Source organism: Paenibacillus sp. J22R3 (assembly GCF_056269305.1).
This window is the reverse complement of record NZ_JBWDNS010000005.1, coordinates 38,114-55,402: the sequence shown is the minus strand read 5'-3', so window position 1 is coordinate 55,402 and position 17,289 is coordinate 38,114. Positions and strand designations below refer to the sequence as shown.

Sequence of the window (17,289 nt, the reverse complement as noted above, 5' to 3'; positions counted from 1 at the left end):
CCGATTAATCTTTGGTTATACAGTGACAGAGGTACAAAATGCCGTGAAGAGGTATTTACTCTGTAACGAGGATAAGCGATGTACTTGCTGCGGTTCAAGCCTACAACTGATGAGGAAGAAGGCTGCAGTCATGGAAGGAGATCGCAAAGTGGCACATAATAGATTAGTAGATTAAAAGAATAATCATTGTAATAGTAAAAATGAAAGGTGAAAAAAATGGATACAAATAGAGAAATTATAGAAGAAAAAGACGAAAAAATTGCCCGGCTCGAAAGACTGTTATTAGAATTAAAGGAAGCACAAATGCAAAGTGCTGCAACTATCGCGGTAGATCATAACGCAAGATCTTTTTCACCACTGAAAGGAATATTTAAGTCTCCCTTAACAGCTGTTGGAGTTAGGATTATACTGGCCATCCTTGTTTTTATAGTCATTACTTCAGTAGGAATTCGGCTATTTGGTGGCAGTAACTTCAAACAAGAGTCTGTCACGTTTGTTGAACGTGTTCAAGAGCTTGCCACATTGGCAACAGCTGAAGCTCATATGAAAGCGGTTATACACGAAGAGGATAATAAGATTTTCGGGAAAGACATCCCTTTTGATCTGCCAGGAACAAAGCGAGAACTCCTATTAGTTGTACCTGGGACGGTTATTGCTGGTGTTGATTTGAAAGGAATCACTTCTGAGGACATGGTTATTGATGAAGAAACTAGAAAAATAGATATTACCCTTCCTCATGCAAAGATCATCCAGGAGCCGTCCTTACAGATGGATAAAATACTAACAATAGAAAATGGTGGGATTTTCCGTGCCGATATTAAAATGAATGAGGGGTTTAATAAGGCCGCTGAAGCACAAGAGCAAATACATCAAGATGCTATCTCTGTCGGTTTACTAGATACTGCAGAGAAGAATGCAGAAAAAGTGTTAAAGGAATTCTTTAAAAATATTGGTTATACGGTAAATGTCACTTTTAATTAACGGGGCGGCCTGCCCGTAGAGTTCTTTCAACTAAACAATGTAAGGCATTGGAGAGGCCAAAATGCAAAAGTCCACTTCAAGACGTGGAATCGAATTATCGAGCGTTAACGTATCAAAGCTCCACTTTGAAAATGACCCGGACCATTACATTTCCGGATAGTGGAAGAGAAGAAGGTGTGTTTTAGAGAATGTAGGTCCATTGGATTATTCGCTCGAGGAGGCTTTATCATGGATTTGATCGATCGACTGTATCAGAAAATAAAAGAGGCTCCTTTGACTCCGAAAGTGTTGTTGGCCAGATCCTATGCGCAAGGACACCAAATCCTCGAGCGGTTATGTAAGTGGCATGGAGCTATCTTTAATGTAGAAGTGCAGACTCTTCGCGGATTAGTGACTGCAAATGCAAAGTCAGAGCTGTTTCGCAGAAAAATCAGTTTGCTTGAAGAGGAGCAAGCTGTTTGGGTTGTTCGTCAGCTGATGAAGCAGTTGGCCGAGGAGAACCCGAAGAGTTATATAACTGAATCCATGTTAAAGCCCGGTATAGTGAACAAAGTGAATCGTGCCATAACCGATATGCGGCTAGCAGGTATTCGTTCTGATGAATTGAAGGCGGAGCATTTCACTAATCTGTATAAAGGCGAATATTTGAAACGGTTGCTCGCAACATATGAAACGTATCTGCGGGAAAACGGCCGGACGGATGTTGCTGGATTAGCTGAATACTTGAAACCAGGAGTGGACGATACCGTCTATCTGGCACTTACGCCAACAGGGTGGACCTGGGCGGAGCGGAACATGATCCACAAGTTGTCAGGTGATCGTCTCTGCATCCTTGATTCGGATGTTCCCTTTTATATAAACGAAGATTTTTCAACAAATAAATTCACTATGTTTCGTGCTACCGGAAGTTTAGCGGAAGTTAGAGAGGGATTCCGCAGGATACTATCGGACCACGTGGCTCTTGATCGGATGGAAATCATTTTATCGGATTATGAACACTTTGCCCCCATTGTTCACTCGCATGCCGAAGCACTGGGCATCGACTATACACTCTCGAACGGGCTGCCACTTGTATTTTGTGATGCCGGAAAAGCGGCTGTAGGTATACTTGATTGGATTGCAGAAGGCTTCCCGGTAAAGAAGCTTACGGAGATGCTGCGACATGGCTATATTTCGTTTTCAGACGAATGTTGGTCTCGGTCCGAATGGGTTCGATTGCTGGAGAAGTCCGGGATTGGTTGGGGCAGGGAAAGGTATCTTGCTATACTTCGTCCAGAAAGACTGAGTGATGAAGAGCGAGAGCAAGGCACTGCTTTATATACTTACTTGAAGGATTGGTTTGATCGGCTTACCGAAGGTAATGAATGGAATCCACTTTTACTGTTAAGGTGGGTGTCAGATTTTGTTCAGAAATATGTGCCTGCACGGTCACTGGATGATGCGAACGTAGGAGCGGCGCTGAAGGAGATGACTAAACGTTACGGGGCAAGTCCATCTGAATCTATGCAGATGGATTTGGCTGTCCAATACGTGAAAGATATGTTAGCTGGAATTCGTATTCGCGCCACGGCAACACCGAAACCAGGTGCGATTCATATTAGCTCTTTACAAAACGGTGGATGGAGCGGGAGAGAGCGGACATGGGTCGTGGGTATGGACGAGAGGGCTTGGAGTATATCTGCAGTGCAAGACCCTCTTCTCTTGGACCAAGAACGAGTTATGCTATCTAGGCACTTGGAGCCTACCCATGAACATGCAAGGAATGTCAGGAGCGAACGTGAGTCCCGACTGTCGCAAATTCGAGGTGAAATCTGGTTAAGCTATTCCTCTTATGATATAGGGGAGCAAAAGAGCCAAGGTCCGGCTTTTGAAATGCTTCAAGTTCTGCGTTTGCAGTCAGGGGATTCGTCATTAGATTTTGGGGCATTAGAGCATTCTTTAGGTGAGCCTTACAGTGTTATGGATATCATGCATGCAGCCGAATTAACTGCTCCGATTGATGGAATCGATGCGTGGGCAGGGCTGCTGCAGGACCCAAGGAGCAAACGTAAGGATGGATGGAAGGTAATGCTTCTAACATATCCTGCTCTTGCCGCGGGGTATCAAGCTCAAGCTTCCCGTCTGGCTGAGAAGCTCTCAGCTTATGATGGTTGGTTGGAAATCAATCCTTCCACAATGTCTAATGAAATAGAAGAGGTTCAACGCCGTGATATCATTAGTGTAAGTCAGTTGGAGAAGTATGCGAGCTGTGGATTGCAATACTATTTTTACTACGTTTTGAAGCTTCGTCCGAAGGAAATTGCAGAGTTCGATCGGACCCACTGGCTGCAAGCAAGCGAAAGAGGATCTTTGCTGCACGACGTTTTTAGAAGGTATCTAGAGGAAGTTACTGATAAGGGTACGAAACCCGCTATGCATGACAGAGGCCGATTGATTGAAATTATGGAAACAGTGATCGAGGAGAATGCGCTTTCCATCCCTGCTCCTAACATGCATGTATTCGCCAAGGAATGTGAGGAAATACGGGGAGATGTGGAAGTCTTTTATCTCAATGAAGTCGGCAAAACGGATCAGCCGTGCTTCTTCGAATTAGAGCTCTCGACGCATGATGGAGAGCCAATGGAGATTCATTTGTCCGGCGGCATTCGTTTTAAGCTGAGAGGTTTCGTCGACCGGGTCGATCGAATTGGACCTCACGAATACCGAATTGTCGATTATAAAACGGGTAGCACAAGCAAGTACAAGGCTTTAGAATATTTCAGCGGAGGAACACAGCTGCAGCATGCTATATATTCAATCGCTGTAGAACAATGGCTTCGCGAAACGGGGATAGACCCCGAAGCCAAGGTTGCTGAGGCGGAGTATTACTTTCCAACGGAGCGTGGGCGTGGCGAGAATGTAAGAAGAACTCAGAATCGGAGAGAAGAGCTGACTGCCATCGTTGCTAATTTGCTGGAATCCCGAAATAGAGGAATCTATGTCCCGGCTAAGGATTCAATGGTCTGTGGGTGGTGTGATTACCAGGCCGTGTGTGGATCTCACTCGGAGTGGATGGAGGGCAAACGTGATTCGTCTTTAAATGCTGATATTTTAGGCCCGCTGCTGGAGGTGGAGAGAATTGGCTGAACCGAATGTCTTAACAGGGCCTGCAGATCAGGCTGACCGTGATCGGATACTTACGGATTTAAGTACGACTTTGCTCGTTGAGGCAGGGGCTGGATCGGGTAAAACGACCAGTTTGGTTGGCAGGCTTCTTGCGTTGATCGAGTCCGGTGTTAGCGTCAGCCAAATCGCTGCCATTACTTTCACCAACAAAGCCGCAGACGAGATGAAAGAACGTTTCCGACTGGCATTGGAGAAAGCATATCGAATTTCATCGGATGCTTCTTTAGTGCGCGAGCGGTTGTCCGAAGCGCTGGGGAATCTTGATCTTATCTTTATCGGAACTATACATTCGTTCTGTGGATCGCTATTGCGAGAGCGTCCAATTGAGGCAGGGCTGGATCCTTCATTTGAAGAAATGGACGAAGAAAGCGATAAGCAATTCCGTGCGAGTTGTTGGGATAATTACATGGCTGATCTGGATGAAGAAGCTCCGTTACAATTCGAAGAATTATTGTCACTACGTGTGGATGTTAACACACTTAGGGACGTATTCGATCGTGTGTCTTTGTTTACGGATGTCGAGCTCCCTTGCGAGGAACGGGAACAGCCCAACTTTAATCGAATTCGGGATACACTGATTCCCTTGCTCGATGCTGCAGCGCCCTATATTCCGACGACCCAGCCTGAGAGAGGCTGGGATACGGTTCAGAAGCTTGTTCGGCAGACGCGTCAGAAGATGAGGTATGTCGATCTGTCGAATGATATGCGAATTCTCGAGATCGCAAAGGAGTTTGACCGCAAGCTCGATGTGACGCTGAATAGGTGGACATCCAAAGAACATGCTGGCGAGATGAAGAAGCTTTTTCCCGAATGGCAGATCAACGTGCTTTTACCGTTCCTTCAGGAATGGCGTGAATATATGTATCCAAAGCTGATCCGCTTCGTGCGGCCTATAATTGCTTATTGCGAAGCACGCCGATACGCCGCGGGAAAACTAAATTTCCAAGACTTACTCATGGAAGCTGCCAAGCTTGTGCGTGAAAATAGTGAAGTAAGAGCCTATTTTGCCGAACGATACCAGAGGCTGCTTGTCGATGAATTTCAGGATACCGATCCGATTCAAGCTGAGTTGATGTTTCTGCTCACAGGGGATTCGGTGAATGGGGAATTCGAGAAAGACTGGCGGCAGCTTACACCACGGCCGGGTTCCTTGTTCGTGGTCGGGGACCCGAAACAGTCAATCTATCGTTTCCGCAGGGCGGATATTTCTATATATAACGAAGTCAAGAAACGGATTCAGGAATGCGGTGCTGTGTTACGTCTAACAGCCAATTTCCGCTCTGTACGTTCCATCGGCGATTTCATTAATGGTCAGTTTGTCGGCAAGTTACCACCTTCGGAGACGGAGCACCAGGCTGCGTTTGTGATGATGGAAACGCGAGCGTACGATCCCAAAGCTGGTCGTAAAACGCCACATGGTATTTACGTTCTTAATTATCCCAAAATGCCTGGTGGTAAAGCTGTAGTCGCACAAACAGATGCCGAGCAGATTGCAAAATATATCTCATGGGCTTGTAATAATGGCAACTTGCAGATTGTTGATCGTGATGGAGGAAGCCGTGATGCGGTTCCAAGTGATTTTCTGATTCTGACGAAAACAAGGGAGTTCATCCACCTCTACGCAGAACAGTTGGATTTGTTTGGCGTACCGGCTGATACTTCGGGCAGCACGACAGTCTATGAGGAGCTACTGGCACTATTGCAGCTGGCACGGTTTTTAGAGGATTCCGCCGATAAACCGGCGTTGCTCGCAGTTATGCGTGGAATGCTGTTTGGCTTGAGCGATCGGCAGTTATGGGCGTATAAACAGGAAGGATTTTCATTTTCATTATTTGACTTGCCGGCGTTGGAAGCATGCAGGGATGAGGCCAAGGCAGTTGTTATGGTACTTGGAAGGCTTCAGAAATATAAGGTGTGGGTTCGTACATTAAGCGCGGCGACCGCGTTCAGTCGAATCGTAGATGATCTCGGTGTTTTGCCGTACGTGTCGACGCTTCCGGCAGGCTCTGTTCGTGCGGGAACGTTGGTAAGAATGCTACAGCTGTTACATGGAGATCTTTTGGCGAGTTCAAGTTGGGTGGAACTGTGTCGATCGATCGAGCAAATTCTCGCTGATCGTGGAATGGAAACGTCGAGCCTTTACGCTGGCGGCAACCAGGCTGTCCGTATTATGAATCTGCATAAAGCCAAAGGACTTGAAGCATCGGTAATATTCTTGGCTTGTCCCTGCGGGGAGTCTGATCATGATGCGACGCAGTATATTGATCGTTCGACAGATCCGGCTGCAGGTTACTTTACTATAAGTAAATCAATCGGAGAGTTTAAAACAGAAGTAATTGCTCAACCTTTAGGTTGGGGTGAGATGAACGAACGAGAGCGTGCTTTCTCAAATGCGGAGAAAGATCGGTTGTTTTATGTCGCTGCTACGCGTCCGAAACAGATGCTGGTCATCAGCCTGTACCCAGATCAACCGGCGAAGTGCCCTTGGACATCGCTTGTAGATGGTATGGAGCTCGTACGTGAGCTTGATGTGCCGGCGATAAAGCCAGAGAAGAAGACTGAGTTGACAGTGGGGCTAGATTTGCCAAATTTGGCGGAAGTCCGTAGGCAGAGGATAGATGCGATTACTGAGCCTACCTATGCGGTTATGTCAGTTACCGGTCAAACCAAAGCAACTGGAGATAAGCCGGAATGGTCCGCGGAAGGCAAAGGAATGGCATTTGGAAGTGTCGTCCATCGGGCGATTGAAATGCTGGGCAAGGGGTTGCCGGAGTCGGAAATAGCGGACGCTGTGCGCTATTTAGCAGATGAGGAAGATATGGTTGCGGAACATATTAGTGAAGCTGTTCGGGTTGTGAGAAGCGTAATGGCCAGCGAACTGTGGCAACGTAGCCTGCGCGCTCGCCGCCGACTATTCGAGGTTCCTTTGATGATTCGAAAGCTTACCGTCGGAATCAGTGAATTTAGCGATGTTGGGGATTCCGGGTCAGAGGTTGCTTCTGCATTAGAAGGAACAGGTTCAATGAAGTATGCCCATGTTCGTGGAGTCATTGACTTCCTCTTTGAGGAAGAGGATGGCTGGGTTATTATTGATTTCAAGACGGACAGCGTAACAGAAGAGAAGCTGCAAACATTCATTGATTACTATAGGCCGCAGGTCCAGGCTTATGCTTTGGAATGGAAGCAGGCTTTCGGATACAATGTGAAAGAAGTCGGTTTATACTTTATTCAGTTAGGAATCTGGGTAACATGAAGCTTGAATGAAGGATAACAGGTGCAATTGTTGAAAAGTATACTTTTAGTTGGTAAGGGGACTTTCATTAAAAGTCCATTAATTTAACTCACTTTACTATGGGAGCTAACATAATTATGCGATTATTATATTCAAACATCTTACCTCTACGACTGGAAGATGGGCAGCAATCATTTATTGATTATTTCAAAGAAGCGGCAGCAAACTCTGATAATCTGGAAATAGCGGTCGGTTATGTTTCAAAAGCATCTCTTAAGGAACTTGAAAAAATCGTTGAAGATAACGGTATTAACAACGTTTGTCTTACTATTGGTATGTACTACTTGGAAGGAATGCCAGAGGGTACGTACCGCGCGGCAATTTCACTTAACGAGGCATGGAAGCTTGCCGGTGTTGGTGAGGTAAGGATCGTAAAGGCATTCAAATATCACGGAAAACTATATACGTTTTATAAAAATGGAAATCCAATTGCAGCAATAATCGGATCCAATAACTTAGGGGCTATAAAACTTGAAGCATCAAACTTGCGGCAATATGAAATTTCATCTGTTACAGAAATCCCGGAAGAAATTGAAGAAGTAGCTCAGATTATTAGCAAATTAAAGGAGCCGAATTGCTCTGCTAACATTAATGAAGTAAACGTTCCAATCGTACGGGAAATTAACAGTGCATTGATTGACCAAGAATTCGTGACAAAAATAACCTCGGACGAGGTGGCTGCCTACAAAAATAAAATCACCAGCACATCGTTTGAAATCCCCTTAAAGGTTCCAGAAAACCAAGCGGATCCAAAGATGAGAGGCTCAAATATCAATGTTTGTTATGCAGGCGGCCGTAAAAGAGTCTGGTGGGAAATCGAAATGGTGGTAGCGAAAGAAATCCGGGACTTACAAGGTTATCCTGATTATCAAGAACCTTTTATGGCGGTCACAGACGATGGTTGGAAATTTAAAGTCTGGACATGCGGTCAAAATAATAAGAATCTGTATTCTAAGGATGATCTGAAAATTATGGGGCGTTGGATAAAAGGCCGCCTTGTTGCTTCAGGCCTAGTAGATCCGGTGAATAAGGTTGAAGCTGATGCCGAGTTTAAAGGGTTGATAACCGAGGAAATACTCGAAAAATACGGTAGAAACACAATTAGCCTTACGAAAACATCATTGAAGACAATTACGGAAGATGATACAGAAATGGATGTTTGGCTGCTGTCATTTTTACCGAATAACACCGATACGCAGGAGGTATCAGTTTGAAGTATTTAGAATCGTATCTCCAGTCAATTACGGACAGAGGAAACCCCCATCTTGCAGCATCTATTAGAAAAACGGTAAACGATGTTGCGCCTGCTTACTTGGAGAGGTTTTCATTTTGTGATCATGAAGTAGGATTGCTTTTTGGCAATGTACAGTCTGGAAAAACCGGTCAGATGTTTGGAATTATTTCTGTTGCATCGGATTTGGGGTTTCCTGTGTTTATTATTCTTACAACCGATAATATTGTACTTCAGCAGCAAACCATTGACCGAGTTCGAAGAGATTTGAATGGATATTGCGTTTGTGATGAATATGATTCAGAGATATTTGCTGAGAATAGCTTAATGAAGCCCACAATTATTGTGTTAAAGAAAAATGTTAATACATTGAAGCAATGGTCAAATATCTTAGCCTCAACGGGTTTTATGAAAGGGAACCCCCTTTTTATCATTGATGATGAAGCTGATGCTGCTTCTTTGAATACGCTGGTTAATAGAAATAAAAAGTCCTCGATCAATAGGTACTTAGATGAAATAAAATCAAAAGCGGCCAGCAGTATTTATCTACAGGTTACAGGAACACCGCAAGCCATTCTCTTACAAACCATGGCGTCGGGATGGCATCCCTATTTTACTTATTATTTTCGCCCAGGTGCTGGTTATCTTGGCGGTGATTTTTTCTTTTCCAAAGATGGCGTACCACAAAGTATTGCTTTAATTGATACGATAGATAATCCCTTGTTATCAGTAGTTCTTCATCACCTTGTGGCATCGGGGCAAATAATGATCTCCAATGGGAAGGTATGCAACTGCCTTATCCATCCGAGTGTTCGTCAAGCGGTTCACAACCAATTTCAGAATGATGTAGAGAAGGTGCTCAAGTATTGTAAGAACAATATCGATGACCCTGCTTTCATATTAGAGTTAAGAACAGTTTTTAATGGAACAAAGCCACAGAAGTTTTCACGTTCAACATTTGATGAAGTATACGTCAAAATAAAAGAACTCTTAATGGGCGATCAGATAGAAGTTTTTGTGATGAATGGTTCCTCAACTGTTACCAGTGATCAATATGAGATAGGCTCAAACATCTTAATTGGTGGAAATACACTGGGGAGAGGGGTCACTTTCCCTGGCTTACAGACGATTTATTATACGCGTACTGCTAAAAAACCACAGGCTGATACGATGTGGCAGCATAGCCGGATGTTTGGATATGATCGTGATGAAGGCTTAATGAAGGTCTTTATTGATGAGAGCCTACACAAATTATTTTCAGATATAAATGCCACCAATAACTCAATTATTTCTCAAGTTGAGCGTGGTTTGAAGAACATTAAAATATATTATCCAGAAGGTATTAAAGCTACCAGAGCAAATGTATTGGATAATAAAAAAGTGGGGGTAATTTCAGGTGGAACCAACTACTACCCATTTTCTCCAGAAAACGATTCTATAGAAGCGTTGGATCAGCTTTTAATGCCGTTTGATGAAACAGAAAACTATAATCAAGTAAGCTTACGATTAATGATTCAAATCCTCAGTCACGTTATTTCAGAGCAAGATTTCCGTGTTGATTCTTTTGTATCAATAATCAAGTCAATATTAGCTGATCAGCCTGTTGCACAGGGAGTTCTTATTGTTCGCAGAAATAGAAATGTTGCCAAAGGCACGGGCGCAATGTTGTCTGCGAACGACTGGGATTTGGGATCGTCGATTCAGGATAAGATCGTTTTGACTGTCTATAAGATGACGGGTGAGAAGGGCTGGGGAGGGCGAAAACTCTGGGTCCCAAATATCAAATTACCAAGTAATATTATTTATTATGATGTAAATGATGATGATACGGATGAATAATTCCGAAAAGGAATTCTATGCTGTCCACCCTTTTGATAGTTGTAACTGACGAACATAATAACAAAGGAGCGACCTCGAATAAGTCGCTCCTTTAATTTATACAGTGATTAAATCTAGTTTAGGCTCAGTCTCAAAATCATCAGCATTCCACTTTGCATCAATGCTGTCATATTTAATTCCAGCAAATGACTTCAATATTGCTTCAATAATAATTCGTGCTCCTTCCGGAGGAACAGCCATTCCGACTTGCTGTCTTACTTTCTCCTTACCACCAACGAAAAAATAATTATCTGGGAATGTCTGAATACGTGCGCGCTCTCTGTTGGTTAAGGCACGCGGTTCGCTCCAGTGATACATATGTGTGCCGCCTCCACCGCTGCCTGTGACGGTATACGATGGTTGGTCAGGGTGTAAACGTCTGTAGATCTGGCTCATTTTCGCGCCTTTGACGTTAAGTCTTAAATGCTCAGGAATTTTTTCATACCAAGCATTCTGACCGGCAGGAATATGATTCAAAAACTCGACTACCTTTTTCGTATGTGTTGTTGGCTCGTTATTTTTCGCTTCGTCATCTATTGGGGGCTCTGTTAGTGCTTGTCTTGCAGTTTTATATGGCAATCTGCCTTCACCATGAGTTGGAGCAGGGACCCTAAATTCTTTATTAATATCATCTCTGATTCCAACAATAATTATTCTATGTCTAGTTTGAGGAATGCCATAATCTTGGAATTTGTATAAATGTGGTGTAACTTTATATCCCGATTCTTTTAAGTCTCTTATAATCATATTGAATGCTTGTCCATCGTTTGCACTTTGAAGACCGGATACATTCTCTGCAACAAACCATTTTGGCTGAAATTTTCTTAGTATCTTGACCCCGTATGTATACAGAGGACCAAAATTTCCTTCTAAACCCTTTTTTTCTCCGACAACGCTGTAATCATTACATGGAAACCCAAAGGTAAAAGCATCAATGGGAGTAAGAGTATCTATGAAAGAATCTAATTCACGAACATCTTTATTAATAACTGATTCTGGTCTATCGCGACAAATATTATGAATAAAAGTAAGACATGCTGATTCATCTATATCATTAGCCCATTCGTGTTCAACCTTATACTCAACCCCATTGTCATCTACAAAGGTAGCCAGCTTTGCTCCTAACGCAAGTCCACCAGGGCCATTAAAGAACTCCCCTTTTCTGAAGATCATGCAATCACCTCATTTAAATTAGAACCAATATACTCTTATTATACTCTATCTTGAGGGAAAAAGCAGCTGGAAAATGGTCTTTTCTTGTCGTAAAGCGAATAAGTGTTCGTGAAAAGAGGATATGTGTGCCTGTGAAGTCCAAGATTTCCAGGGTAATGTAAGGGCTACTGTATCGCTTTTGGATTTAATTCGGAACAATTGACTATCCTTGTAGTATTGATTCTGGAACGGACCTATGGAGGGAAAAAGAAGGATGGATAACTTAACACCGGAAGACCGCAGAAGGAATATGCAGCAAATCCGTTCAACAGGAACAAGGTTGGAGGAGCGAATTTCAAAAGCTCTTTGGAAGCGAGGGATTCGATTTCGGAAAAATGAAAAAAGCCTTCCTGGGAAGCCAGATTTGTCGATTAAGAAATATAAGCTTGTAGTATTTTTAGACTCTTGTTTTTTCCATGGCTGCCCAGAACACTTTATAATCCCCAAAACCAACACAGATTATTGGGTACCTAAAATAGAACGAAATAAAAGAAGAGACCAAGATATTAATGAGCTCTACGAAAGGATGGGATGGAAGGTTCTGCGATTTTGGGAGCACGAAGCCAAAAAGGGCCTGGAGCAGGTTATAGATGTCATTGTGAACGCTATTGAAGAGGGAAAAGCATTAATCAGCCGTTAGGCTACATTTAGTGAATCATAGGTATATAATTGAAGTGTAGGGCTGTAGTTACAGTGAAATGTATAGAGTGCTAGATTTATTGAAGTAAACTAATAAGATATACTCTTTGAAAGAGGGATATTATTTGGAAAAACAAAAAGTGATTTTAATAGTTGATGATGAAGAGCGTATACGTCGACTTCTTCGCATGTATTTAGAACGGGAGAATTTTGTTATAGACGAAGCTTCCGATGGAGGTGCGGCGATTCAAAAAGCGGCAGATTTTGATTATGATGTGATCTTGCTGGATATCATGTTGCCGGGAATAGATGGAATGAATGTTTGTGCAAAAATACGTCAAATAAAGTCTACACCGGTCATTATGCTAACAGCTAAAGGGGAAGAAAACAATCGAGTACAAGGTTTTGAAGTGGGTGCTGATGACTACGTCGTTAAGCCATTTAGCCCAAGAGAAGTTATCCATAGAGTTAAAGCAGTTTTGAGACGTTCTTCTTTGACTGCATACTATTCTAAAGAAAACAATACAAACAGTATTATACTTCCGCATTTGATAATAGATCTAAATGCTCATAGGGTTACTTCCGATAACTTGGAAGTGAATTTAACGCCTAAAGAATTTGATCTTCTGCACTTCTTGGCAAGAACTCCCGATAAGGTTTTTTCACGTGAGGAGTTACTAAAAGAAGTTTGGTTATATGAGTTTTTTGGAGATCTGCGTACTGTAGATACACACGTAAAAAGGCTTCGAGAAAAGTTAGGTAAGGTTTCGCCAGAAGCTGCCGCGATGATCACCACCATTTGGGGAGTAGGATATAAGCTTGATCAACCGAAGTCTTAAACCCAATCTGTAGAATTACCGCAAGGTCTTTTGATTCAAACAATGCTTCATGATTTGTAGACACTTCGTGTAAACAGATTTTTCTTCCATTGATTTATTCACCAAAATAATAGAGACTTAACCCAAACCGTTGGTTTGTTGCCAAATGCAACGAACCAACGACTTTTTTTGTAAATACTGCAATTAATAGTCGAGGAAGTAGCCCTCTACTGAGCCGCTTTCAGTTGCGTGAGCTACACGACTTTTTCTCTGAGCATCAGTTATTTCAGGTATTGACCGTGCCCTTTTGCTTCTTAGATATATACATCTAATTCCAGAAGAGCTGAAGTATGATCATATATTTATCGATGAGTTTCAAGTTTTATCTCCATTTATTTCGTTTTTTAAATCAAAGAATTATAATAACAGTGGATTTAGAAAAGTTTATATTCTTATGCATATTGGATAGAATTGATAAGGCATAATCCTAAGCAAAGGTGGAAGTAAAGTGGTGAACGTATTGGAATTATCTAGTGCGGAAAAAATGTTTTTAGTGAACTTATATTTTGCACAGTTGCCTAGTTCAAATCCAGAATATAAGAAAAGAAAAGGATATTATGACATTCTTTCAATTCGTTATGGTAAGAAGTTTAAAACGATTACTAATAGACAGGATAGTTTAGACGCACAATTCGAAAACGGTCGTAGGGGATGGCATAAAACTCCTTTAAGAGAACAAAGCAAACAATTGTATGAACTGTTAATAAAATATAAAGAGCTGCCTATTAAAGAACTACAAGAAATCGTTGAGAAAATCATTGCGGAACAAGCAGATAGTTCATCGATATACTACAGTATTAAGACAAAAAACCCTAGAACAGTGCAAAGTATTATGGAAAAGGGCACCGGAATTGTGATCGATAAAATAAATATTCTACGAGAACAATTAAAAATTGGCCAATTAATATTTGTTGTGCTTGGAGGAGATAAAGGAAGTGCTGAGGTTACCTGGGAAACTGGGCTAATTGGAATTGGAAGTATCAGCAAAGAACCGTTTGACCTTGTTGGGAAGGAATATAAAATCTCGATTGATATTAAGTTACTATTACCTTTACCTGTGACACGTGAGGATCTTGTGCCATATCCAAATGCATATAATATTATTGGCATTGGTCCGATAACAAAATGGGAACCGAACCAAGCTATTTCACAAATAAAGGAATTAAAGACTGTAACGCTAGTTCGGTCGCTACTGGATCGTTGGCCGAGCCTGGAGAATGAGTTACAAGAATTATTTGGTATGGCATTTATGCTAAACGTAAAAAGTGATGAAGAGTATTTGATGCCTAGAGAGTTTGCTTTTGGTGAGGTGCCGGAATTATCTAATGGTGACGAGCCAAAGGATGAGATATCAAGCGTATATGAGCCGGATATTGCAACGATCGCAGACACGTTTAAAATGGAACTTCGGCCTCTAGAAGCTTTGAAAAATTACATTAACATTGGTAAACATCTTATTCTCTCTGGTCCGCCAGGAACAGGGAAGACATCAATTGCAGAACGTGCTGCGAAGGAGGCAAAGCGCACCTCATTTGTTTCCGGTAGTATAACTGCAACAGCCACTTCAGATTGGAGTGCTTTTGATACCATTGGTGGCTATATGCCAGACAAAGATGGAAAGTTAGTGTTTAGAGAAGGAATTGTTTTAAAAGGGATTCGTGAAAACAAATGGGTTATTATCGATGAAATCAATCGCGCTGAAATCGACAAGGCCTTAGGCCCGTTATTTACTCTCTTGTCAGGTAAGGGAGTAGAACTTCCTTACAAGTACAATGAGGAAACAGTAAAGCTTGTTATAGGTAATCAATTACATAGTTTCTTTAATGAAAACTCTGCGACATATTATATTGGTAAAAACTGGCGCATTATTGGAACTATGAACACTTACGACAAGAACAGCTTGTTCTCAATGTCATATGCGTTTATGAGACGCTTTGCTTTTATCGATATCCCAATTCCAAGAACGGAGTATATGAAGTCTTTAATAGAGGAATCAACCCTCTCAGTTGCCGACAAAACATATGTTATAAAAGTTGTGGAATCTTCTCCCAAACCTTTTGGCCCTGCAGTCGTTAATGAAGTTATTCAGTATCTGGACATTACAAAAGGAAAAGGGAAGTTGGAGACGTTATGCGCAACAGTACTTCCTCAGCTTGAAGGCCTTGCAGCTGATCGTATCAAGAGTTTCTTTCAACAAACAGCACCAATGCTTATTGCAGAGGAACGCGAGGAATATAAAACCTTTGTCAGCTCTTTCTTTGATCTTCGACCTGCATATTTAGAACTGCCCAATTCTGTAGAGTCCAATGAAGAAAAGGCGGAAGGATAGGATTCACTATGCTGAACCAACGTGATTGTTGGAGTGCGAAAACGCATGGGTATATTGTATCAAAGACATCAAAGCATTTTTGGCGGTTTATTCAGAAAAATGCAGAGCTTCGAGCATCCGAAGAATTATTTTTGCAACTTACAAAAGTATCATATAGGGATTTGCGACTCCTTTCAGAAATTCATTTTTTACTATCAGAGGAATGCAATCAATTCTTGTTTGAGACTGCCCCGGCCATCATCAACAGACTTAAGAAATCTTCGGAAGTACGAAATGAAACAGTGAGGGGAGCGATAACAGGAGCAATCTCCTGGCCCCAAACCATCGCATTACGTATGTCGTCTGGTAATGACCTTTCGGTATTTGTAATAAACAAACGCTCATCTAACTTTGATTTAATTGAAAACCAAGTGTTTGTTTACTTACTCAGAAAGATTTTCGCGATTTGCTCCACTTGGGCATCTGATATAACTGATGCAGGTCTTGATCAATCGTATATTGAAGGAGAGAAGTGGGGGTACTATATAGAGCGCCTTCGTCAACAAACATATAAATTAACCAGAACCCCCTATCTTTCAAAAGTTGAAGGGGTTTCTGAGATAACGGAAACCATGATTGAAAGAACTGAACGGGCGCGTGGCGAGCAGTATGTTGATCTTGCAAAACTTGCTCGAGAGTACGTTTATCTCCTTCACAATCCGGTATCGTACCTACAGAGAAAGGCTGCCTCAGTTGCTCTTTATCCACTTGATCGTAATACTTTGTACGAGATCGCAGTGCTCTTTCAAATTCTCGAAACCTTTAAAGAGCATAGATGGATAGAGAATCGACTCTCCGTTATAGGCGGCGGAAATAAATATATTAGCCGGTTAACAAAAGATAATTTACAACTTAAGCTGTACTATCAGTCATTACCGGATCTGCTGTATCAAAACAGCCAATATGCTGAATTGATGACTCAAAGCGGGTTAAGTGATAAACATCGAAGACCAGATATAATTCTTGAACTTATATCATCTCAATCGCAGAACAGGTGTTATATCCTGGTTGAAGTTAAGCGTTCCTCTAGTCGGGAGTACTTGTCCGATGGTGTTTATAAATTACTCGGGTACCTTAAGGATTTTGAAAATGTTAAAGATGCTGATACCCAACTCTATGGTATTTTAGTAGGCTGGTCAGGATTAGCAATGGCTAAAAATCAGGAAGTATATGTGTGCTGTTGGGATACGTTAAAGCAGATGATTGATCAAATTATTGGGGATGCTTTTCTGTTGTAAAAGGGGTGATACTTTGATCAAAGGCTTATTGAGATAGGGGGAGTTTTATCACGTTACGAATATGAATTGTATGATAGGGGGGCATGAATATCTCTCTTTCATCCAAGATACAATCAACGGATTACAAAACAAATGTAAATATCAGAAAGGCGATGTGGAATTATTTAAAAGGCGCTGGGCAAAATTCCGGAATACCGGATCAAACACAAAATTAAAGAACTGAATATCAAGTAAATACCTAAGTGAGAGGCCCCTGGCTGCTCACTGTTTTTTTGTCGAACATATGTTCCCTGACAGTATATTGTCAATTTATTGTATTATTATAAATATATTGGTACAGCAGGACAGTCATACTTTTTGTAGAAATGTCATAAGGAAATAGTAAAAAAGTCATGCCAAATCTCGAG

General features: G+C 41.9%; 10 protein-coding genes. 9 read left to right on the top strand and 1 reads right to left on the bottom strand.

All coding sequences use genetic code 11. The features are described 5' to 3' along the window. Positions 1-216: 216 nt before the first annotated feature. From AC0YN4_RS21485 to AC0YN4_RS21465, 5 genes are all read left to right on the top strand, one after another. The gene (locus AC0YN4_RS21485; protein ID WP_475836931.1) at positions 217-981 is read left to right on the top strand and encodes a DUF4230 domain-containing protein; all 765 of its coding nucleotides are present in this window, start codon (positions 217-219) and stop codon (positions 979-981) included. Positions 982-1,209: 228 nt separating this feature from the next. Continuing rightward, the gene (locus AC0YN4_RS21480; RefSeq protein ID WP_475836738.1) at positions 1,210-4,107 is read left to right on the top strand and encodes a PD-(D/E)XK nuclease family protein; all 2,898 of its coding nucleotides are present in this window, start codon (positions 1,210-1,212) and stop codon (positions 4,105-4,107) included. Further along, positions 4,100-7,399 (top strand): UvrD-helicase domain-containing protein, encoded by a 3,300-nt coding sequence (locus AC0YN4_RS21475; RefSeq protein WP_475836737.1) that lies wholly within the window; start codon positions 4,100-4,102, stop codon positions 7,397-7,399. Before AC0YN4_RS21480 ends, AC0YN4_RS21475 begins: the two co-directional genes overlap by 8 nt. 116 nt (positions 7,400-7,515) lie before the next feature. Continuing rightward, the gene (locus AC0YN4_RS21470) at positions 7,516-8,652 is read left to right on the top strand and encodes a restriction endonuclease PLD domain-containing protein (protein ID WP_475836736.1); all 1,137 of its coding nucleotides are present in this window, start codon (positions 7,516-7,518) and stop codon (positions 8,650-8,652) included. Beyond that, positions 8,649-10,508 carry a Z1 domain-containing protein gene (locus tag AC0YN4_RS21465; RefSeq protein WP_475836735.1) on the top strand — a complete coding sequence of 620 codons (1,860 nt, stop codon included), beginning with the start codon at positions 8,649-8,651 and terminating at the stop codon, positions 10,506-10,508. The genes AC0YN4_RS21470 and AC0YN4_RS21465 overlap by 4 nt, the downstream gene beginning before the upstream one ends. A gap of 96 nt (positions 10,509-10,604) precedes the next feature. On the opposite strand, the gene AC0YN4_RS21460 is transcribed toward AC0YN4_RS21465, so the two are convergent. Beyond that, entirely contained in the window at positions 10,605-11,720 is a 1,116-nt protein-coding gene (locus tag AC0YN4_RS21460) for a DNA cytosine methyltransferase (RefSeq protein WP_475836734.1), read from the bottom strand. A 253-nt stretch (positions 11,721-11,973) separates the two neighbouring features. Between AC0YN4_RS21460 and AC0YN4_RS21455 the strand changes: the two genes are divergently transcribed. The 4 genes from AC0YN4_RS21455 (at position 11,974) to AC0YN4_RS21440 (ending at position 16,882) form a co-directional block, all read left to right on the top strand. After that, positions 11,974-12,399 carry a very short patch repair endonuclease gene (locus AC0YN4_RS21455; RefSeq protein ID WP_475836733.1) on the top strand — a complete coding sequence of 142 codons (426 nt, stop codon included), beginning with the start codon at positions 11,974-11,976 and terminating at the stop codon, positions 12,397-12,399. Between the two features lie 124 nt (positions 12,400-12,523). Continuing rightward, on the top strand, positions 12,524-13,237 hold the full coding sequence (locus AC0YN4_RS21450) for a response regulator transcription factor (RefSeq protein ID WP_475836930.1): 714 nt from the start codon (positions 12,524-12,526) through the stop codon (positions 13,235-13,237). A 487-nt stretch (positions 13,238-13,724) separates the two neighbouring features. Continuing rightward, positions 13,725-15,605 (top strand): AAA family ATPase, encoded by a 1,881-nt coding sequence (locus tag AC0YN4_RS21445; RefSeq protein WP_475836732.1) that lies wholly within the window; start codon positions 13,725-13,727, stop codon positions 15,603-15,605. Positions 15,606-15,613: 8 nt separating this feature from the next. Next, positions 15,614-16,882, top strand: coding sequence for a hypothetical protein (locus AC0YN4_RS21440; protein WP_475836731.1), 1,269 nt, complete (start codon positions 15,614-15,616; stop codon positions 16,880-16,882). Positions 16,883-17,289: the final 407 nt, after the last annotated feature.